This window comes from Bacteroides sp. AM10-21B, from assembly GCF_003472565.1.
In the GTDB taxonomy this organism is placed as follows: domain Bacteria; phylum Bacteroidota; class Bacteroidia; order Bacteroidales; family Bacteroidaceae; genus Bacteroides; species Bacteroides propionicigenes.
Genome location: NZ_QRME01000005.1, coordinates 182,949 through 201,924, shown reverse-complemented (window position 1 = coordinate 201,924; position 18,976 = coordinate 182,949). Strand labels below are relative to the sequence as shown.

At 43.8% G+C, this 18,976-nt stretch carries 18 protein-coding genes; 7 read left to right on the top strand and 11 right to left on the bottom strand.

Annotated elements, in window-relative coordinates:
- The first annotated feature begins 21 nt into the window (after positions 1 to 21).
- On the top strand, positions 22 to 1,191 hold the full coding sequence (locus DW121_RS08285; RefSeq protein ID WP_118323502.1) for a mechanosensitive ion channel family protein: 1,170 nt from the start codon (positions 22 to 24) through the stop codon (positions 1,189 to 1,191).
- On the opposite strand, the gene DW121_RS08280 is transcribed toward DW121_RS08285, so the two are convergent.
- Together DW121_RS08280 and DW121_RS08275 are read right to left on the bottom strand one after the other, a co-directional pair.
- Positions 1,188 to 2,273: an endonuclease/exonuclease/phosphatase family protein gene (locus DW121_RS08280; protein ID WP_410492039.1), complete on the bottom strand. Its 1,086-nt coding sequence runs from the start codon at positions 2,271 to 2,273 to the stop codon at positions 1,188 to 1,190. The two genes, DW121_RS08285 and DW121_RS08280, sit on opposite strands and share 4 nt — an antisense overlap.
- 32 nt (positions 2,274 to 2,305) lie before the next feature.
- Positions 2,306 to 3,766 carry an aminoacyl-histidine dipeptidase gene (locus DW121_RS08275; protein ID WP_118323500.1) on the bottom strand — a complete coding sequence of 487 codons (1,461 nt, stop codon included), beginning with the start codon at positions 3,764 to 3,766 and terminating at the stop codon, positions 2,306 to 2,308.
- Positions 3,767 to 4,045: 279 nt separating this feature from the next.
- Here DW121_RS08275 and DW121_RS08270 point away from each other — a divergent pair, with 279 nt between their 5' ends.
- Both DW121_RS08270 and DW121_RS08265 read left to right on the top strand, forming a co-directional pair.
- Positions 4,046 to 4,279 carry a hypothetical protein gene (locus tag DW121_RS08270; RefSeq protein ID WP_118323562.1) on the top strand — a complete coding sequence of 78 codons (234 nt, stop codon included), beginning with the start codon at positions 4,046 to 4,048 and terminating at the stop codon, positions 4,277 to 4,279.
- A 29-nt stretch (positions 4,280 to 4,308) separates the two neighbouring features.
- Positions 4,309 to 4,911 (top strand): OmpH family outer membrane protein, encoded by a 603-nt coding sequence (locus DW121_RS08265; protein ID WP_117711349.1) that lies wholly within the window; start codon positions 4,309 to 4,311, stop codon positions 4,909 to 4,911.
- 152 nt (positions 4,912 to 5,063) lie between these two features.
- On the opposite strand, the gene DW121_RS08260 is transcribed toward DW121_RS08265, so the two are convergent.
- A complete protein-coding gene (locus tag DW121_RS08260) occupies positions 5,064 to 5,537 on the bottom strand; it encodes a copper resistance protein NlpE N-terminal domain-containing protein (protein ID WP_117711350.1) in 474 nt (157 codons plus the stop codon).
- 43 nt (positions 5,538 to 5,580) lie between these two features.
- Positions 5,581 to 6,873 carry a hemolysin family protein gene (locus DW121_RS08255; RefSeq protein ID WP_117711351.1) on the bottom strand — a complete coding sequence of 431 codons (1,293 nt, stop codon included), beginning with the start codon at positions 6,871 to 6,873 and terminating at the stop codon, positions 5,581 to 5,583.
- 93 nt (positions 6,874 to 6,966) lie between these two features.
- Between DW121_RS08255 and DW121_RS08250 the strand changes: the two genes are divergently transcribed.
- Positions 6,967 to 7,785 carry an alpha/beta hydrolase gene (locus tag DW121_RS08250; protein WP_118323561.1) on the top strand — a complete coding sequence of 273 codons (819 nt, stop codon included), beginning with the start codon at positions 6,967 to 6,969 and terminating at the stop codon, positions 7,783 to 7,785.
- A 61-nt stretch (positions 7,786 to 7,846) separates the two neighbouring features.
- Here the strand turns inward: DW121_RS08250 and DW121_RS08245 are convergent, their stop codons facing one another.
- Complete coding sequence (locus DW121_RS08245; protein ID WP_118323560.1) at positions 7,847 to 8,689, bottom strand: DUF4595 domain-containing protein; 843 nt, start codon at positions 8,687 to 8,689, stop codon at positions 7,847 to 7,849.
- Between the two features lie 8 nt (positions 8,690 to 8,697).
- Entirely contained in the window at positions 8,698 to 10,101 is a 1,404-nt protein-coding gene (locus DW121_RS08240; protein WP_118323499.1) for a S41 family peptidase, read from the bottom strand.
- A 171-nt stretch (positions 10,102 to 10,272) separates the two neighbouring features.
- Between DW121_RS08240 and DW121_RS08235 the strand changes: the two genes are divergently transcribed.
- Complete coding sequence (locus DW121_RS08235; RefSeq protein WP_117711353.1) at positions 10,273 to 11,559, top strand: O-acetylhomoserine aminocarboxypropyltransferase/cysteine synthase family protein; 1,287 nt, start codon at positions 10,273 to 10,275, stop codon at positions 11,557 to 11,559.
- Positions 11,560 to 11,572: 13 nt separating this feature from the next.
- Complete coding sequence (gene mnmA, locus DW121_RS08230) at positions 11,573 to 12,670, top strand: tRNA 2-thiouridine(34) synthase MnmA (protein ID WP_118323498.1); 1,098 nt, start codon at positions 11,573 to 11,575, stop codon at positions 12,668 to 12,670.
- Here mnmA and DW121_RS08225 read toward each other — a convergent pair.
- The 3 genes from DW121_RS08225 to nhaC form a co-directional block, all read right to left on the bottom strand.
- Complete coding sequence (locus DW121_RS08225; RefSeq protein ID WP_118323497.1) at positions 12,627 to 13,286, bottom strand: LuxR C-terminal-related transcriptional regulator; 660 nt, start codon at positions 13,284 to 13,286, stop codon at positions 12,627 to 12,629. The genes mnmA and DW121_RS08225 overlap by 44 nt on opposite strands.
- A gap of 91 nt (positions 13,287 to 13,377) precedes the next feature.
- Positions 13,378 to 13,968 carry a DUF4251 domain-containing protein gene (locus DW121_RS08220; RefSeq protein ID WP_117711356.1) on the bottom strand — a complete coding sequence of 197 codons (591 nt, stop codon included), beginning with the start codon at positions 13,966 to 13,968 and terminating at the stop codon, positions 13,378 to 13,380.
- Between the two features lie 62 nt (positions 13,969 to 14,030).
- Positions 14,031 to 15,458, bottom strand: a complete 1,428-nt coding sequence (nhaC, locus tag DW121_RS08215; protein ID WP_118323559.1) for a Na+/H+ antiporter NhaC — start codon at positions 15,456 to 15,458, stop codon at positions 14,031 to 14,033.
- Positions 15,459 to 15,631: 173 nt separating this feature from the next.
- Between nhaC and DW121_RS08210 the strand changes: the two genes are divergently transcribed.
- Positions 15,632 to 16,705 (top strand): sugar kinase, encoded by a 1,074-nt coding sequence (locus DW121_RS08210; protein ID WP_118323558.1) that lies wholly within the window; start codon positions 15,632 to 15,634, stop codon positions 16,703 to 16,705.
- 104 nt (positions 16,706 to 16,809) lie between these two features.
- On the opposite strand, the gene DW121_RS08205 is transcribed toward DW121_RS08210, so the two are convergent.
- Together DW121_RS08205 and DW121_RS08200 are read right to left on the bottom strand one after the other, a co-directional pair.
- Entirely contained in the window at positions 16,810 to 17,442 is a 633-nt protein-coding gene (locus tag DW121_RS08205) for a hypothetical protein (RefSeq protein WP_118323496.1), read from the bottom strand.
- Between the two features lie 143 nt (positions 17,443 to 17,585).
- A complete protein-coding gene (locus DW121_RS08200; RefSeq protein WP_118323495.1) occupies positions 17,586 to 18,764 on the bottom strand; it encodes an MFS transporter in 1,179 nt (392 codons plus the stop codon).
- Between the last annotated feature and the right edge of the window lie 212 nt (positions 18,765 to 18,976).

The following is an 18,976-nucleotide window of genomic DNA, read 5'->3' as shown; positions in this document are numbered from 1 at the left end:
AGATTTATAAAACAGATATTTATGATGAGTTTAGGAAGCTGGATGAACAACATCCTGATAGAATGGGGCGTAGAACCGAAATTTGCAAATATGTTTGACGAGACAATTATTGCCGTATTGATGATAGGTGTGTCAGTAGGGTTGGATTATCTGTGTCAGGCTATATTCGTGGGAGGGATGAGGCACTATACAAAGCGTGCTCCTCACCAGTGGAATACATTGTTGATGAAGCGTAAGGTGGTACATCATCTTATCCATATCCTGCCCGGTATATTGATTTACTTCTTGTTGCCTCTGGCTTTTGTGCGGGGAAAAGAAATCCTGGAATTTTCGCAGAAGATATGTGCGGTGTATATCATCACCGCAATACTGCTTACTATCAACGGCTTGCTACTGGTGATGCTGGATGTGTACAATGCAAAGGACAAGCAAAAGAACCGTCCGATGAAAGGCTTTGTACAGGTTCTTCAGGTATTGTTGTTCTTTATCGGGGGAATTGTTATTATTGCTGTGCTGATAAATAAATCTCCAATGACCTTGTTTGCGGGTTTGGGTGCATCGGCAGCCGTGTTGATGTTGGTATTTAAAGACAGTATTCTTGGATTTGTGGCGGGAGTGCAGCTTTCTGCCAATGATATGTTGCGTATTGGAGACTGGATAGCTTTGCCCAATAACACCGCCAATGGAACCGTGGAGGAAATCACTCTGAATACGGTGAAAATACGCAATTGGGACAATACAATCTCTACTGTACCGCCTTATACATTGGTGAATAATTCTTTCCAGAACTGGCGCGGAATGCAAGAGAGTGGAGGCCGGCGTGTGAATAAGAATATTTATTTGGACATGACTACTTTGAAGTTTTGCACTCCCGATATGTTGGATGCCATTCGTAAGGACATTCCTTTGATGGCGGACTATCAGCCGGCAGAGGGAGAAGTGCCCACTAATGCCCAGCTTTATCGTATTTATATTGAGCGTTATCTGTGCAGCCTTCCGGTTGTAAATCAGGATTTAGATTTAATTATCAGTCAAAAGGAGCCCACGACCTACGGGGTTCCCATTCAGGTTTATTTCTTTTCGCGCAATAAGGTATGGAAGGAGTACGAACGTATTCAGTCCGATATATTCGATCACTTGTTGGTAATGGTCGGTAAGTTTGACTTAAAGCTTTACCAATATTCCGATTAATATAGTAGCTTGAACTCTGCCCATACGGGAAGGTGGTCGCTGTATCCCGCCTGATATTTCATACCGTAATAGGTGCGGAAAGGCTGACTGCCTCCATATTTCTTGTCTTCGGACAACAGAAAGGGTGCGAGGAACACATCGGCTCTATCTTCTGCTGTGTATAGCGGGGAATCCGGTTTCAGCAAGTTTCCCGAAAGGATAATATGGTCGAGTAGCCCCCATTCCCCTTGGTATTTGTAACTTCCGAAGTACTTGTCGGCGGTACTTTTCCTCGCTAAAAGATGATAAAGGGTTTGGGAGTCTAATGCATCTGCTTCCGTAGGCGGAACTCCGGCTTTTAATATCTTTTGTACGGACTTGTTGACGGGGTAGTCATTAAAGTCTCCCATAATGATAATTTGCGGACGGGTACGGGCTCTGCACAAGCTATCTGCCACATTCTTTAATCTTTGTGCTGCCGAAAGGCGGTAAGGCTCGGATGCCTTTGCCCCTCCGGAACGGGATGGGAAGTGAGTTATAAGTACATCTAAAGTGTCGTGGCTCAAAAGCAAGCCGCTGACATGGAGAATGTCGCGTGTGGGACGGCTTCTTTCATGAGGTTTTGTTACCGGATAACTTTGAGCGGACAACAATTTGAAAAGACCTCTTTGATACAGCAGTGCCACATCAATTCCCCGTTCGTCGGGAGAATGCGTAATGACATAGCGGTAATCGGCTTCCCGCAGAGCGGAGTAGCGGGTAAGGTCGCGCAATACGCTGTCATTTTCTACTTCGCAGAGGGCTACTAATGCAGGTGGTGTCCATCTGCCTACGGCAATAATGACGCGTGCAATGGCATCTAATTTCTTTTTGTATTTGGTATAGTTCCAGTGCCGGACGGCGCCAGCCAGAAATTCATAATCGTTTTTCAGTGTGTCATGGCGGCAGTCGAACAGGTTCTCTACGTTGTAGCTCATGATACGGAAGGTGAGGGTATCTTTTTTGACCTGCCCGTACAACAAAGAGAATGGTAGGAAAGCAAGAAGTATAAAGACTGGTATGGAAACAAAAAGAAGCGGAGCATTTCTTCTTTTGCTCCGCATCTCTTCTTTATGTTTCCGTATTTGTATGTCCATTAATTCTTGGCAGGGATATGTTTCAATATATCCAGCAGATGGTCCCAGAACTTTTGTACGGTGGGAATGAGCATCCGTTCATCGGGAGAGTGTACTCCTTGCAGGGTAGGACCGAAAGAAATCATATCCAATGAGGGGTATTTATCGAGAAATAACCCGCATTCCAGTCCGGCATGGATAGCCTTTATTTGGGCATCTACACCGAACAGGCGTTTGTATGATTCCGCTGCAACTTCCAGTATCTCAGAGTGCGGATTGGGTTTCCAACCCGGATAACCGTCGCCGAAAGAAACGCTTGCCCCTGCCATTTCGAATACGGTACGTACCATAGTGGCGATGTCCTGTTTGGAGGACTCGGTAGAACTGCGTTGGCTTGTTTCTATGCGGATTATATTACCCGGTTTCATCTTTACGGATGCAAGATTGGTGGAAGTTTCTACCAAGCCCGGAATATCCTGACTCATGGCGTATACTCCATGTGGAGCAGCATAAAGGGCCTGCAGCAAATGTTCGGTCGTATCTTTATCAATGGCCTTAGTGCGGGGATTCTCCGATTCGAGAACAAACTGCAAATCAGGGTCCGCTACGGCATACTCTGCCTCGGCTTGGGCTGCAAATACATTTAAATCGGTACGCAGGGCGTGCTTGTCGGCTTCGGGGATGGCTATAACGGCGTGCGCTTCGCGTGCAATGGCATTACGCAGGTTGCCGCCGTCTATTTCGCAGAGATACATATCGTACTTCTTGAAAGTCTGGCTTAGAAAGCGGTTCAGCAACTTGTTGGCATTGCCTCGTCCCAAATGAATATCGCCGCCGGAGTGCCCGCCCTTCAGACCTTTCACCTGTACTTTGCAGAAGAAATATCCGGCAGGCACATCCACCTCCTTATAGGTAAACTCGGCAACAGAGTCTATGCCGCCTGCACAGCCGATAAAAAGTTCGCCCTCGTCTTCGGAGTCGAGGTTCAGGAGAATATCACCGCTCATAAAACCTTCCTGCAAAGCAAAAGCACCCGTCAGTCCGGTTTCTTCGTCTACGGTGAACAGACATTCTACAGGACCATGTTCAATGCTGTCATCGGCAAGGATAGCCAGTTCGGTTGCTACACCGATACCGTTATCCGCCCCCAGCGTTGTGCCTTTGGCTTTCAGCCATTCTCCGTCTATCTCGGTTTCGATAGGGTCGGTGAGGAAATCATGTTTTACATCGTTGTTCTTCTCGCATACCATGTCCACATGCGACTGGAGCACAACTGTTTTTCGATTTTCCATACCCGGAGTGGCAGGCTTCTTTATCAGTACGTTTCCGGCTTCATCCACCTTCGTTTCCAACTTATGTTTTTCTCCGAATGCTTTTAAGAAAGCAATAATCTTTTCTTCCTTTTTGGAAGGACGCGGAACTTGGCAGATTTCCTCAAAATAGCGGAATACGCCGGCCGGTTTCAAGTCTTTTTTTTCCATATCTTATAGTTTATAACAGATAGGATACACTTGATATGTATTCTAATCTTCTGTTTTTGAAATTCAATTCTTATACAAATTAACCTCTTATTGCTAAAGATGGTTAAATTGATTGGCTATTTTATTTCCCTTTCTCTTTTTTTAGAGTAAAAAAGGATGCTTAGTCCAACCAAAGCCCTATATTTGCACCCACAAAACAGAGTAAGCTAAGAGTGAAAACAAAATTCAAACGCTTTTTGCTGACTGGTATTCTGTTTTTATGCAACAAAATTAATGGAAATGCTTGGTACATTATTGATAACTTTGTTAATAGTTGCTATTTGCATTGTTTTATTGGGCGTAAAGGTCTTTTTTGTGAAAGGCGGCAGGTTTCCTAACGGACACGTCAGCGGCAATAAAGCAATGCGGGATAGAGGAATCGGGTGTGTACAGTCACAAGACAGGGAGGCACAAAAGAAAAGCCGTTTCTCTATTGATGACCTGGAGAGAACCTTAAACGATAGTATGAACTAAATAAACTAAAAACAATATTTTTACAAATTATGAAGAGATTAAACTACCTCGTAAACGGTTTGGCAGCTCTTGCACTAATCGTTTTATTTTCTCAATGCGCTGGTAAAGCCGATAATCAGACAGCAAATGCTTCAACACAAGCAGCCGGATTATCCGGAATGAAAATTGCTTATGTAGAAATAGATACGCTTTTGGCAAAATATAACTATTGTGTCGACTTGAACGAGGCAATGGTAAAGAAAAGCGAAAATGTACGTTTGACTTTGAACCAGAAAGCTAAAGACCTTGACCGTCAGAAACAAGAGTTCCAGACTAAAGTTCAGAACAATGCATATCTGACACAGGAGCGCGCTCAACAGGAATACAACCGTATTGCTAAATTGGAACAAGACCTGCAGAATCTGGGTAACAAGCTACAGTCTGAGTTGATGAGTGAGAACGAAAAGAACAGTTTGCAGTTGCGTGACTCTATTAACGCTTTCCTGAAGGAATACAACAAGACAAAAGGTTACAGTATGATTATCAGCAACACCGGCTTTGACAATCTGTTGTATGCTGACAGCATTTATAATATTACACGTGAAATCTTGGACGGTTTGAATGCAAGATACTCTTCTCCCGCAAAGAAATAAGTTAGGGGAATAATTGCAGGATGTTTAGTTAACTTATTTGTCTATAATAAGTTAATAAGATACACCATACTAAGTTAACATCATAAGAAAAGGAAGTTAATATCATGCAAGGCATGAAGTTAACTTCCTTTTTGATGTTCAGTGGCGACTGTTTATTTCACTTGAATAATGTCGTAATTCAAATCGCTGACAGCCTCTTGCAGACTATCGTTTACCAGTCTTAAAGTAGTGTCATTGATAACAACGAAGTATACGGGAGAGTCACCGTCGTTGGGAGTCAGCTTATAGGCCGTTTTCTTATTGTTGTTAACGTCCTTTTGGATAACCTGACGTTTTCCTGTGGAAGTGAAGGATTTATTTTTTCCTTGTCCTTCTGCATCCAGATAAGTCGTAACTAAGGTATAACCGCTTTCGCCGTCGGGACCTATGCTGTCTACACTCAATACGTACTGAATGCCCGGACCGTCGGCTGCAGGGAGTATACCTTCGTAAACGGCTACTGCAGAAGAATCGTTGCCTACAACAGTCATGACACCCTCATCCATAGTGTCGTTGTTCTGATTTCCTTTTGATTGGCAGGATACCAATGCAGCGGCAATTGCTGCAATCATCATTACTTTTTTCATTGCTTTAATGGTTTAAATTAATATTAAGAGACGCCAACGGCGTTTATTCTTCGTCTTCTCGTTTTATAACGAGCAATTTATCTACTCTTCCACGATCCATATCTACTATTTCAAACTCCAAGTTTTTGTAACTGAAAATATCACCGGCTTTTGGAACCCGCCCGATAAGGAACATGGCAAGTCCACTTAATGTTGTGAAATCCTCTTCTTTCAAGTCGTCATAGCTCAGTATGCCCATTGCTTCCATAAAGTCGCCTATATTCATGGAAGCTTCTACCAACATGGAGCCGTCTGTTCGGGTCACTATCTCTTCTTCTTCCGTTTCGTTCTCTTCCAAAATGTCACCGAAGATACTTTCCGTTAAATCGTGCAAGGTAATAATGCCTTCTGTATTTCCATACTCGTCTACAACAACTCCGAACTTGTTTTTGTTCTTCTTGAAGAGCTCTAAAACTTTCTTGGCATATAAACTTTCAGGAATAAACAGGGGTGGACGGGCGATGTTACGCAGGTTGAACGGTTGTTCGCCGCCCAACATCAAGATAATGTCTTTTACGGAAACCACTCCTATGATTTCATCCTTACCGCTTTCCACCAACAAATATTTGCTGAAATGTTCTTCATGAATAATCCGTAACACCTCTTCTTGTGTGTCGGTGGGATGCAGTACTATTACATCGCGTCGATGTGTCATCAGGTCATTGGCTCTTTTGTCCGAGAAACGGAAAACATCACGCAGCATTTCTGTTTCATCCTTGTCGATAACACCTTGTTCGGAACTTTGATGCAGAATCATTTTCAATTCTTCTTGGGTCATTTGCCGTTCTTCTCCTTCTTTCATGCCGATGAGCTTGTTTGTCAGTTTGGTAGAAGCGCTGAGGAGACATACAAACGGATAGGATACCTTAGTGAGCACAATCATAAAGGGACTGAGCAGGGTAGCATAACGTTCCGGGTTGTTTAATGCTATTGATTTGGGAACCAGTTCTCCGATAATGAGTGACAAGTAGGTAATAACGGCTACGGTAGTAATCATTGCAAGGTCTTTGGCATATAATTCCAGACCGGGAATCATTGCAAACAGCGGAACTACGTCGTCGGCTATGGCTACACCGCCGTAAGCACCGGATATAATGCCAATCAGTGTAATACCGATTTGGATGGTGGAGAGAAACTTTTCCGGTTCTTCCAATTGTTTCAGAACGCCTTTCGCACTTTTATTACCTTTTCCTACGAGGGTTTCTAAGCGTGCTTTGCTTGAAGATACTAATGCGATTTCATACATGGCAAAGATGCCATTCAAGATAAGTAAAAATAGAATAATAATGAATTCCATGTTTGGATTACAAATTGTTTGTGCACAAAGATAATGTTTTTCAAATATTTATTGTTAATATTGCCGTCTCTTAAGAAGATTAAACAAATTAACATGAAAAGCAGACATTTTCTATTCGTATTCTTGCTGCAAGTGGTGGCTATTAGTGTACAGGCCGCACGCGTAGATACAGTGTTCGTAAAAAGTTCCTCGATGAACAAGGACGTAAAGGTGGTTTATATCCTTCCGGATAAGGCTGTTGCAAAGAAGCCGCAAGCTTGTCCGGCTGTGTATTTGTTGCATGGTTATGGCGGCAATGCAGGTACATGGATTGGGATAAGACCGGAGTTATCTCAAATAGCTGATGAGAAAGGCATTATCTTTGTATGCCCTGACGGGAAAAACAGTTGGTACTGGGATAGCCCCAAGAATCCTTCTTATCGTTATGAAACCTTTATTTCTTCGGAACTGGTGAACTATACGGATACGCACTATGCCACGGTTCCGGAGAAACGGGGACGTGCCATTACCGGTTTGAGTATGGGCGGACATGGAGCATTGTGGAATGCTATCCGTCATAAAGACGTGTTCGGAGCGGCAGGAAGTACAAGCGGCGGAGTGGACATTCGCCCGTTCCCCAATAATTGGGAGATGAAGAAACAGCTGGGTGAACTTACTGCAAACGAGGAGATTTGGAATAGCCATACAGTTATTAATCAAGTTGATAAACTAAAGAATGGTGACTTGGCTCTGATTATTGATTGCGGCGAAAGCGATTTCTTCCTTGAAGTAAACAAGGAATTGCACAAACGTTTATTGGCATACAAAATAGACCACGATTTCATCACTCGCCCGGGCGGGCATACAGGGACTTATTGGAATAACTCCATAGACTACCAGATATTGTTCTTCAGTAAGTACTTCAATAAGTAAATGTTGAGAATTAATTTATATCAAGATAGTATAAACTAATTATGCACATTTACTTAAATAATTATTCGATAACATAGTTTACGGTACGGATATAATTCGTACCGTAACTGTTTATTACCTCTTTGCAGGAAGTTATAATGTTTCGTTTATCGAAAGAGTAGGTATACTTTGTGACTTCTTTACTCGCTGTGTTCCCGTCAGGAATAACCTGGTCTATTAAGATGCCGAAAGGCTCTCCCAGCAATTTCCCATATAAAGCGGCAGAGTGCAGTGAAAGCGGATATAAACCTTCAAAAAACACGCAAGGAACTTCCGATTGGTTGGCTATTCCATTATTTGACGGAGTGGTGGCTGTATAGGCCTGTTCGTAAGTATCTACTTTTTGTGTAACACGCAGTGCTTGGTAATTACTGTAATCCATGTCGATAAAGGCGTATACTTTACCATTCACACTTTCGGTTATATTCTCTAAATAGTGTTTACCTTCCGGGCTGATGAAGTAAGAAAAAGTATAAGTGCGGATTGTACTTACCTCTTGGCGTGTGCATTGGGTGGCATATCCTTTATCATTAAGAAGATAGGTGGATACATTGCCGGAGTCGTCTGTCACTACGGCTTCGTGTTCGTTATAGGCTACCGATGTCGTATTTTCTATTTTCATTTGTTCACCCTGAACGGTATAACTTTGTACGGTGGTGAAGTCGGTCAGTTGCCCTTGGGCATATGAGTAGGTTTGGGTAGTGGTTACCGTAGGTACTCCTACCTCATAGGGGCTGTTCTCCGATAACTGGATTTTAGAAAAAGGTATGGGCAGACGCTTCCCGTTGTTGGCGGGAGTGTCGTTATCTTCACAAGCTGTTATTACTGTGAGTGCAACTAATAATGTAAAGATAAGTTTCTTCATTGCTTCCATTATTTAATAATCAATCCCTTGCGAACATTCTTTTGAGTGGTGAAACTCTTAACGACAATTGCATTTGTTTGGGATTTCGGAATTTCAATAACGCCTGCAATAACTCCTATTGCGGTATTGAGCAATATTTCATTAAAATCGCCTAAGGGAAGATAGTATTGTAGGTAAGATGCTTCGTTGATAGGGATATCGGGTTTGAACCCCGCACTGTAATCGGCTTCACCTTTCGAGTTAAAAACCTCGCATACTACCGGACGTAATGCCCAAGGATACTTGGGGTTGATATAGTTTTCAGTAGCTACATATTCTCCTTTGGTTGTTTGTCCGATAAGGACTACCGTCATATAGGGCTTCAGGCAGTTGATAAGCATCTCCGCAGCGCCGGCGGTAGTGCTACCGGTGATGATATAAACTTTGGATAGATTAAGATTGGTTCCTCCCTGCAGAAGTTGGGAATCCAGTATCAAATCACGGTTCTTGGCACTTTGTTTGTCATTGTATTGCAAGAAAGCGAAAGGGCTTTCCAGCTTATCGGCGGGTACAAGTATGTCCGCAAGGAGTTGTACGCACTCCATCTCTCCACCGGGATTGTAGCGGAGGTCGAGTATAAAATTATTGACATCAGCTTGCCTGCACTTTTGTGAAAAGGCACGTAATTCGTTGTTGTATTTCTCCTTGTTTTCCGCAGTGCCGGCACTGAAAGAGTTGTATGCCAGATAGGCTATTTTGTGGTCGGTACCTTCGAGCTGCACAAACTTTGTTGTATAAATGGCAGGTTCTGTTACACTACGGACACCCGGCAATGTGATATCCCCGATTTCCTGTATCACTCCTACACTTTTATCTTCTTCCGTTTCTTCTTTATCTCCGGTTTCCTTGTCTTCGCCACCTTCCTCCTTGACCATCACATACTTTCCGACACGCAGCGTCCGTACACCGCCATCTGTAAGCCGTTCTTCCGTATTCTTGGTAATGGAGTCGCCGTCTATGAGCATAATCCAGTTGCCGCGTTGCAGCCCGGCTTCCTCTGCCGGAGAATTCTTGGCTACGTAAGAGACAAGTGCATTGTAAGTAGTGTCGCTGGTAGCCACCTTATATAAAGTATAGTCGAAACCATAACTTGGCAGGGGAGCATCTATGATAGAGTCCACGGTAGAGAAACCTTTATCATTTCCCGACAAGATACTTTTTAGGAAATCCTCCGGTTCTTGAAAATAGTTCAGGCTCTTGGAAGGAGGAATATCTTCATACCACAGATAAACTTCCCGCATCAGGCTGTCCATCCACAGATCGCGTCCCGTCAACGGATAGTATTCCTTCCAGCGATTCTCTCCGCAGGAAAACAGGCTTGTCAGCGTAAGGAATCCCAGTAGGGGGAAAAGTAACAACTTCCTTCTCTTCATCAGTCTCTATATCATTTGGTTTTCGCCCACAAAAATAGCGAATAGTTCTTTTATCTACCACAAATATGGTATAAAATTCCCTATCATGTGTCATAGGTCGCTTGGTTATATCCCTCTATCTTTGCAACATTCAAGTGAGGAAAATCCTATTCACCTAAAATACAAATGATAATGGAAACAAAGAAATTACATTTTGAGACGCTACAACTCCATGTAGGACAGGAACAGCCGGACCCGGCGACAGATGCACGTGCCGTGCCTATCTATCAGACTACTTCGTACGTGTTCCGTAACTCGGCCCATGCTGCCGCCCGCTTTGGTCTACAAGATTCGGGCAATATCTATGGCCGATTGACAAACTCCACACAAGGAGTATTTGAGCAACGTGTTGCAGCCCTTGAGGGCGGTGTCGCGGGACTGGCAGTTGCTTCCGGTGCTGCGGCTGTGACTTATGCTTTTGAAAATATTACGTGTGCGGGCGACCACATCGTAGCTGCCAAGACAATATATGGCGGAACGTATAATTTGCTGGCACATACATTGCCCGCTTACGGTGTTAAGACTACTTTCGTAGATCCGAACGATTTATCCAACTTTGAGAAAGCTATTCAGGAAAATACAAAAGCTGTATTTTTGGAGACATTGGGCAATCCTAACTCGAATATCATCGATATTGATGCAGTTGCCGAAATCGCTCACCGCCATAAAATACCTTTGATTATCGACAACACTTTCGGTACCCCCTATTTGGTTCGCCCTATCGAACACGGGGCTGATATTGTGGTACATTCCGCTACGAAGTTCATTGGCGGACATGGTACTTCTTTGGGTGGTGTCATTGTAGATAGCGGTAAGTTCGATTGGGTGGCTTCCGGTAAATTTCCGCAACTGACAGAACCCGATTCCAGTTATCATGGCGTACGTTTTGTTGATGCGGCAGGGGCAGCTGCGTATGTTGCCCGTATTCGTGCGGTGTTGTTGCGTGATACGGGTGCAGCTATCAGCCCGTTCAATGCGTTTATTCTTTTGCAAGGCCTGGAAACTCTCTCTTTGCGTGTGGAACGCCATGTGGAGAATGCGCTGAGAGTTGTGGAATTCCTGAAGAAGCATCCTAAAGTGGCAGCCGTGAATCATCCGTCTTTACCGAATCATCCAGACCATGCGTTGTACCGGAAGTATTTCCCAAAAGGAGCAGGTTCTATCTTTACCTTCGAGGTAAAGGGTGGAGAGAAAGAGGCTCAGGCATTTATAGACAGCTTACAGATATTCTCATTATTGGCCAATGTGGCAGATGTAAAGTCACTTGTCATACATCCGGCTACTACCACCCACTCACAATTAAACAAACAGGAACTGGCTGAGCAAGGCATCAAGCCGGGAACAATACGTCTTTCCATTGGAACGGAGCACATAGACGACTTGTTGGATGATTTGTCGCAGGCATTGGGGAAAATTTAGATATATTATAAATATGAATATTGCCGTTCTATTATCCGGGGGTGTAGACAGCTCCGTTGCTGTACATCTCCTTTGTGAGCAAGGCCACCGTCCTTCATTGTTTTACATAAAAATAGGGAAGGATGATACCGACTATATGGACTGTTCGGCAGAGGAAGATTTGGAAATGGCTTCCGCTGTTGCCCATCGTTACGGACTTTCGCTGGAAGTGGTAGATTTACATCGGGAATATTGGGATAATGTGGCCGCTTATGCCATTGAGAAGGTACGCCGCGGGTTCACTCCGAACCCGGATGTGATGTGTAACAAGCTCATAAAATTCGGTTGCTTTGAGCAACAGGTCGGCAAGAATTTTGATTTTACGGCAACCGGGCACTATGCCACTACCGTTATGCTGAATGGAAAAACTTGGCTGGGCACTGCCCTCGACCCGGTGAAGGACCAGACAGACTTTCTTGCACAGATAGACTATTTGCAAGTTTCCAAACTGATGTTTCCATTGGGTGGACTGATGAAACAGGAAGTGCGTGACATCGCTTTGAAAGCTAAGTTACCCAGTGCTCGCAGACGGGACAGCCAAGGCATCTGTTTCTTGGGAAAGATTAATTATAACGACTTTGTCCGCCGGTTTCTGGGCGAAAAAGAAGGTAGGGTTGTTGAATTGGAAACGGGAAAGGTACTGGGGGTACATCACGGCTACTGGTTTCATACTATCGGTCAACGTAAGGGGTTGGGATTGAGTGGAGGTCCTTGGTTCGTGGTTTGTAAAGATACGGATGAGAATGTGATTTATGTATCGCGCGGATATGATACGGAACTGCAATACGGGCATGAGTTCAGTATGCAGGATTTTCATTTTATTACGGAAAACCCATGGAAAGGCATCAAGGGGGAAATTCCGATTACGTTTAAGATACGCCACACACCCGAATTTATCAAGGGTAGGCTGGCGCAGGATGAGGTCGGTTATCATGTCGTTTCCGAAGAGAAGTTACAAGGCATAGCTCCGGGGCAATTCGGCGTTATATATGATGAGGCTTCCGGATTGTGTATCGGAAGCGGAGAAATCAGATATAGTATTCCACCAAATCTACAATGCCCGCTTTCATAGCATACTTGGTAGCTTCGTGGGCATTGTTTACACTCAGTTTCCTGAAAATGTTTTTTCGATGGCTGTTCACGGTATGAAAACTGAGGTTTCTTTCGGCTGCAATCTCTTTGGTAGTTTTTCCTAATGCAATCTCTTTCAGGATACTCCGTTCTGCAGGTGTCAGTAAGGCATCTTGCACGGAGTGGGGAGTAGGAGGCCGATTGTCTCTTGCCAGTAGCAGGTTGCTGACATGATTGCATATGAAACGCTCTTTGCGCGAGGCGCATTGCAGGGCGGTGAGTATCTCTTCCTTGGAGTTGTCCTTCAACACTACCCCGAAGGCCATGCTGCTGAATAGTACTTGTCGTAGAAAGCCGACACTCAATTCGTCAGAGAACAGTAGCCAGTCGGCTTCCTTGAAGCGTTCGTGCAATACAATCAACTCGTCGGAGCCGGTGAAGTTAAACAATGTATAGTCCAGTATTACCACCGCTCCGGGATGCAATCGCAACTGTTGTATCAGTTCCGCTTTATTATCGGCTTCCAGTAGCAGGGCAGTGTCTTTTTGTTGGCTCAACAGAAACATCATCCCTGCTTTGGTTATGTCTTGATTGTCTGCGATGATAAATTCTCTCATGATGAATAGATATAAAAAAAACTCCGCTGCAAATGTACACTTTTTAAGTGATTTGCAGCGGGGTTGAGAATATATATATATTGTAATGGGTTTACCAAGAACGTCCTTTAAAGATATTCGACTGGTTTAACGGCAGCAAGCTGCCGCTTAAAGTCATGGTGTTGGAGTTGAAGTTCGGGCTGATGGTAACGGTTGCATTGTTACCGCCGTTAGTCAGCGTAAGGAATATCTGGGCGGAGATGCCAATACCTTGAATGCTGAAATTGCAATTTATGTTACCGCGCTTGTCGGTGGTTGTTTGTATATCCGATACAGTTCCGTCTACGGTTACTCCGCCAATACCGTTGGGACCGGGATAAACAGTGTTGAAAGCTACTTGTACAGTACCGCGTCCCTGATTCACCAATACAAAGTTGGTATTGGATGTAACAAAGGCGGTTTGTCCGTTGCGGAACATCACCTGATTGGCTTCCAATACAAACTTCTGTGCTTTCAGTGCTGCTACGGCTTCATCATAAGAGACGGCATCGGCTGCCTGCTGTTCCGCTTTCAGGCGGGCGCGTTCTGCGTCTCTTTGGGCTTTACGATCCGCACGGCGTTGTGCGTTACTCTCTTGTGCATACACGGTAGTGGTTACCATGCTTACCAAAACTAATGCTGCTAATGCAATAAACTTTTTCATACTTAATTTTTGTTTAGGTTTAAATTATATTGTTCGTTATAAGTTTATTGCAAGAACAATGCCTAATCGGGATTGTTCACCGTTTTTTTAATTATTTTATATCCGAGAGCTGCAACGAGTATGCTCATCAGAGGACTGATGAGGTTGAAAAAGCAGTAAGGAAGGTAGGTCAACGTAGATACGCTCAGGATGGTAGCTTGTGTCATTCCGCATGTGTTCCATGGGATGAGAACAGAGGTTACGGTGACGGCATCTTCTGTGGTACGGCTCAGTAGCCGGTTTTCGTATCCTTTCTTCTCATAGATATTGCTGAACATATTGCCGGTAAGAATAATGCTGATATACTGGTCTGCTGTGGCAAAGTTGAGGAATATACCCGAACCGACGGTGGATGCCACTACGCTGACAGTGTTTTTCATGAACCGAACAAAGACGGAAGTAATGCTTCCCAGCATACCGCTTGCTGTCATTGCACCACCAAAGCACATGGCGCAAAGGATTAGCCATATCGTGTTCATCATTCCCGACATACCTCTTGTGGCAATCAGTTCTGTGAGCATATCATTGTCACTTTGCAGTTCGGTACTGCCATATAAGCTCATCATTGTTCCCTTAAATAGGTCATTATTACCGGAAATCTCATGTAGTAGTTCGGGCTGGAATATGATGGCAAAGGCAGCAGCCAATAAGGTGGATAAAAACAGGGTAATGATAGAGGGTATCTTGCGTGCAATCAGTATGCCCGTAACTACCGGCACAGCCAGCAACCAAGGTGTGATGTGAAATTTGGCATCCAGTGATGCTGCAAACTCGGCTATTTGTTCTGTACCGCCGGTTTCGTAGGTGAATCCCATAACTGTAAATATAATAAGGGTGATGATGAGTGACGGAATGGTGGTAATCATCATATAGCGGATATGCCGGAACAGCGGAGTGTCGGTGACCGATGCGGCAAGAACCGTAGTGTCTGACAGCGGTGAAACTTTATCACCGAAATAAGCCCCTGAAATAATGGCGCCTGCAATCCAGCCTTCTTCAAAACCTTGCGCCTTGCCTATGCCCAAAAGGGCGATTCCTATGGTTGCAATAGTAGTCCACGAACTTCCTGTCATAATTGATACCAATGCACAGATGATACAGGTGGAAGCGAGGAAAAAATCAGGGTGTATAATTTGCATTCCGTAGTAAATGAGGGTAGGAACTACACCGCTAATCATCCATGCACCACTCAGTGCACCGATAATCAGTAATATGATAATGGCGGAAGATACGCCTGCTATATTATTGGTGATGGCAATTTCATAATCTTTCCAAGGAATCCGGTAGAACGTTATTCCTATAAATATGCAAACCGCAGTAGTAGTAAGCAAAGATACTTGGCTGCCACCACTTAGCGCATCACTTCCAAAGGTGCGGATAGTGGCAAACAGCATTCCTACTAAAATTACGATAGGGAGAAGGGATACGATAGGAGAGGGTATTTTCTTTATTGGACTCATGCGAAACGTTACAGTAAATATAATGCGACAAAAGTATAACAAAGCTGCCGAATTTCTTTTCTTTTTCCTGTTCTGCAAATAAATATTATTAATTCTTTGCGTTTACTTGGATTTTTGATAGTATATTTGAATTTCTATTGATGCTTTTGAATAATATAAGACTTATGAAAAAGAAATCCCTTTCCACCGATAAGAAAGTCGTTACTTTCGGTGAAGTTATGCTGCGACTTACTACTCCCGGATTCCGCCGCTTTTCGCAGACCAATGAATTTATTGCTACGTATGGTGGCAGCGAGGCCAATGTGGCAGTATCTTTGGCACACTTCGGTATTCCTACGGAGTTTGTCACCCGTTTGCCCGATAATGCAATGGCCTGTGCATGTATTGCTTCACTCCGTTCCTGCGGACTGAGAACGGACGGTATCGTATTCGGTGGCAAACGTTTGGGATTGTACTATTTGGAATGTGGTGCTGCGTTCCGCAACTCCAATGTGGTGTACGATCGTGAGGGCTCATCTTTTGCCACACTCCGTCCGGGTATGATTGATTGGGAAGCCATATTTGCCGATGCAGGCTGGTTTCACTGGTCGGGCATTGCCGCCGCCCTTTCGCAAGAGGGTGCTGACGCCTGCCGCGAAGCGCTTGAAATAGCCGACCGTATGGGACTTACCATTTCCTGCGACCTGAATTTCCGCAAGAAACTTTGGAACTATGGACGTACGGCTGCCGAAGTGATGCGACCGCTGGTGCAATACAGCGATGTGATTTTTGGTGCGGAACCGGAGTATCGGGAGATTCTTGGCATAAATCCTGTAGGTTTCAAGGCTGTAGATGCTGCCGATACTTCTTTTGAGTCGGATTTACCTTCTTTCGAGGCTTTTGGACAAGAAGTAGCCGGGCTTGTTCCCCGTTGCCGGAAAGTATTCTTGGAATTGCGTAATTCTGTCACGTCCAATCATAATTTGCTTGCTGCCGTGCTTTATTCCGACGGTGCTCTGAAGCACGCCGGTATTTATGACATTGAGCATGAAATAGACCGCGTGGGGGCGGGTGATGCTTTTGTCGGTGGTATGATATATGGTTTAATCACTTATCCGCACGATGATCAAAAAGCATTGGAGTATGCCCTTGCCGCTTCTGCATTGAAGAACACTGTTTATGGAGACTTCAATCTTATAACGGTGGATGAAGTGGAAAGCCTGATGAATGGAAATACATCAGGACGGGTGTCAAGATAAATAGGGGAGACATCAATAAACAACAGCCCCCTTCACCTTTAACTCTCTTGTCTTAAGGAGTTGCAGAGCGGTGAAGGAGGTTGTTGGTGTTTTTCAATAGTAGTTTATATTTCTACTACGGTTTCCATTGTTTCCGGTTGGACTTCTGCCGTCAAATTACGATAGATAACAGCGCTACATCCGAGTGACGCCACGGTGTAGACAATGCTGATAAGGAACAGAAGGAACATTGCGAAACCACCGTCTGCAATGGCAAATATAATAGATAAGAGGATATAGAAAGCCAAGCCTAACAGGAATGATATACCGAATATAGTCCATTTATAGCCATAAGTAGCTTTGTTGCTCTGAATCATAGCTTCGCCCGGAGCTACACCTTTATCAAGCAAGATATAGATTGCAAGTGACCATCCTATGGATATGATGATTCCCGGTACAATCATGAAAAAGAGAGCGGGGATGATGGCAAGATACATCAATCCTATTAATGTGAAATATTCACCCATGAATTTGCGGTATTTTCCGTCAAAAATGAAAAGGGGAGAAATTACTTTTCCTTTACTCAACTCAATGGGAATGGTTGTCATGGCGATAGTAGTCCCGACATTTAAATAAGGAATCCAGATTGTAAGCAGCCAAAGAATTGTGGCCCCCAGCATAGATGCTGCATTCTTAATACCTAAACCGATACCTTCGGAGATAACTCCTGTCACTGTGATTTTCTTTTGTGTGTCCATGGTTAGATGAATTTTGATGAATATTTATTAAATTATACCTGTTTTGACAAAAATATAACTTTTATGGGGAAAATCAAAACATATTGAAATTTCTTTTATGTAAAAAACAAGAATGTATCGTTTCTAAAAAGGATGTTATTCCTTTATTTCTCTTTGTAGTAAATGGTAATCAGGAGAGAGAGTATGGTGAGCACCGTACCTATGCCGGACACACCGGCCCATCCCCATACGTGCCAACAACTGCCTGCAAGGAAAGTGCCTAATGAGCCGCCTATGAAATAGGTTGTCATGAAAATGGTGTTTACCCGGTTGGATGCCGGAGGACAAATATCGAAAATGCTGGCTTGATTACTAAGCTGAATACACTGCATGCCAATGTCAATTAATATGACTCCAGCAATGATACCGGCATATGTGTTTCCACAGAAATAGAGTGAGGCCCATGCCAAGAGGATTAGTCCGCAGCCTATGAAATTAAAGTTGCGTATTCCTACTGTCTTTACATATTTCCCAACGAAAGATGCAGTTAATGCACCCGCTATTCCGCATACTCCCAGGATTCCGATAACGTCGCTATTGGCGTAGAAGGGGGCTTCACCCATTTTGAAAGCAAGGCATGACCACATGGCTAAGAAAGAACCGAATGCGATACCCGCCCGCATGGAGTAGATGCGTAGGGTGGGATAATCTTTGATAAGGGAAAAGAGGGATTTCATCAGGCTGCTGTATTTTCCTCGGAAAGTGGGACGTATGTCCGGCAGGGCTTTCAGGACAACAATGGAGCATAACAGCATCATACCTGCCGCGATGAAATACATTTCACGCCACCCTAATACTTCGCCAACAAAACCACTGATGACGCGTGAGGAGAGTATACCGGTCAGCAGACCGGATATGACAATGCCTACGTTGCGTCCTTTATTTTCCGGTCGGGAGAATTGTGAAGCTATCGGCACAAAGATTTGCGGTATCATAGAGCATACTCCTGTTATGAACGAAGCTCCCCATATAATATAAATATTGGGTGCTACAGCTATGGCTATGAGTGAGAATATCAGTAAGATGAAGTTTGTCAGAATAATCTTTTTCCGTTGGTAAAGGTCGCCTAACGGCACTATGAACAGTAGTCCCAAAGCATACCCTATTTGCGTAATCATTGCAATAAGATTTGTTTGGAACTCGGAGACGCCCAGCTCGTGACGTATCACGTTTAGCAATGGCTGGTTGTAGTACAAATTTGCTACAGAAATACCGGCTACGATAGCAAGTGTCCAAAGTATATGAGTCGGTAATCCACCGTTTTCTTTTAATTCTGCTTTCATGCGGCAAAGATAGGAAAAAGAGAGAAAATTAATATCATTCTGTTTTTTTATGGACTGGAACGTCAACTTTATCATGTTTGATACATCTAAATTTGTTCTGTTTTATGGTATAATATTGTGTACTTATAAAAAAAAAATAGAAAAAGCTTGTTTATTAAAACGTTTTAGCTATTTTTGCAGTGGAAATGGATTTTTTGAATATCAGCTGAAAA

Bases quoted from the DNA above. Each gene is read 5' to 3' on its own strand.
- DW121_RS08285 (WP_118323502.1), top strand. From the start codon at position 22: ATGATGAGTTTAGGAAGCTGGATGAACAACATCCTGATAGAATGGGGC.
- DW121_RS08280 (WP_410492039.1), bottom strand. From the start codon at position 2,273: ATGCGGAGCAAAAGAAGAAATGCTCCGCTTCTTTTTGTTTCCATACCA.
- DW121_RS08275 (WP_118323500.1), bottom strand. From the start codon at position 3,766: ATGGAAAAAAAAGACTTGAAACCGGCCGGCGTATTCCGCTATTTTGAG.
- DW121_RS08270 (WP_118323562.1), top strand. From the start codon at position 4,046: ATGCTTGGTACATTATTGATAACTTTGTTAATAGTTGCTATTTGCATT.
- DW121_RS08265 (WP_117711349.1), top strand. From the start codon at position 4,309: ATGAAGAGATTAAACTACCTCGTAAACGGTTTGGCAGCTCTTGCACTA.
- DW121_RS08260 (WP_117711350.1), bottom strand. From the start codon at position 5,537: ATGAAAAAAGTAATGATGATTGCAGCAATTGCCGCTGCATTGGTATCC.
- DW121_RS08255 (WP_117711351.1), bottom strand. From the start codon at position 6,873: ATGGAATTCATTATTATTCTATTTTTACTTATCTTGAATGGCATCTTT.
- DW121_RS08250 (WP_118323561.1), top strand. From the start codon at position 6,967: ATGAAAAGCAGACATTTTCTATTCGTATTCTTGCTGCAAGTGGTGGCT.
- DW121_RS08245 (WP_118323560.1), bottom strand. From the start codon at position 8,689: ATGAAGAAACTTATCTTTACATTATTAGTTGCACTCACAGTAATAACA.
- DW121_RS08240 (WP_118323499.1), bottom strand. From the start codon at position 10,101: ATGAAGAGAAGGAAGTTGTTACTTTTCCCCCTACTGGGATTCCTTACG.
- DW121_RS08235 (WP_117711353.1), top strand. From the start codon at position 10,273: ATGGAAACAAAGAAATTACATTTTGAGACGCTACAACTCCATGTAGGA.
- mnmA (WP_118323498.1), top strand. From the start codon at position 11,573: ATGAATATTGCCGTTCTATTATCCGGGGGTGTAGACAGCTCCGTTGCT.
- DW121_RS08225 (WP_118323497.1), bottom strand. From the start codon at position 13,286: ATGAGAGAATTTATCATCGCAGACAATCAAGACATAACCAAAGCAGGG.
- DW121_RS08220 (WP_117711356.1), bottom strand. From the start codon at position 13,968: ATGAAAAAGTTTATTGCATTAGCAGCATTAGTTTTGGTAAGCATGGTA.
- DW121_RS08210 (WP_118323558.1), top strand. From the start codon at position 15,632: ATGAAAAAGAAATCCCTTTCCACCGATAAGAAAGTCGTTACTTTCGGT.
- DW121_RS08205 (WP_118323496.1), bottom strand. From the start codon at position 17,442: ATGGACACACAAAAGAAAATCACAGTGACAGGAGTTATCTCCGAAGGT.
- DW121_RS08200 (WP_118323495.1), bottom strand. From the start codon at position 18,764: ATGAAAGCAGAATTAAAAGAAAACGGTGGATTACCGACTCATATACTT.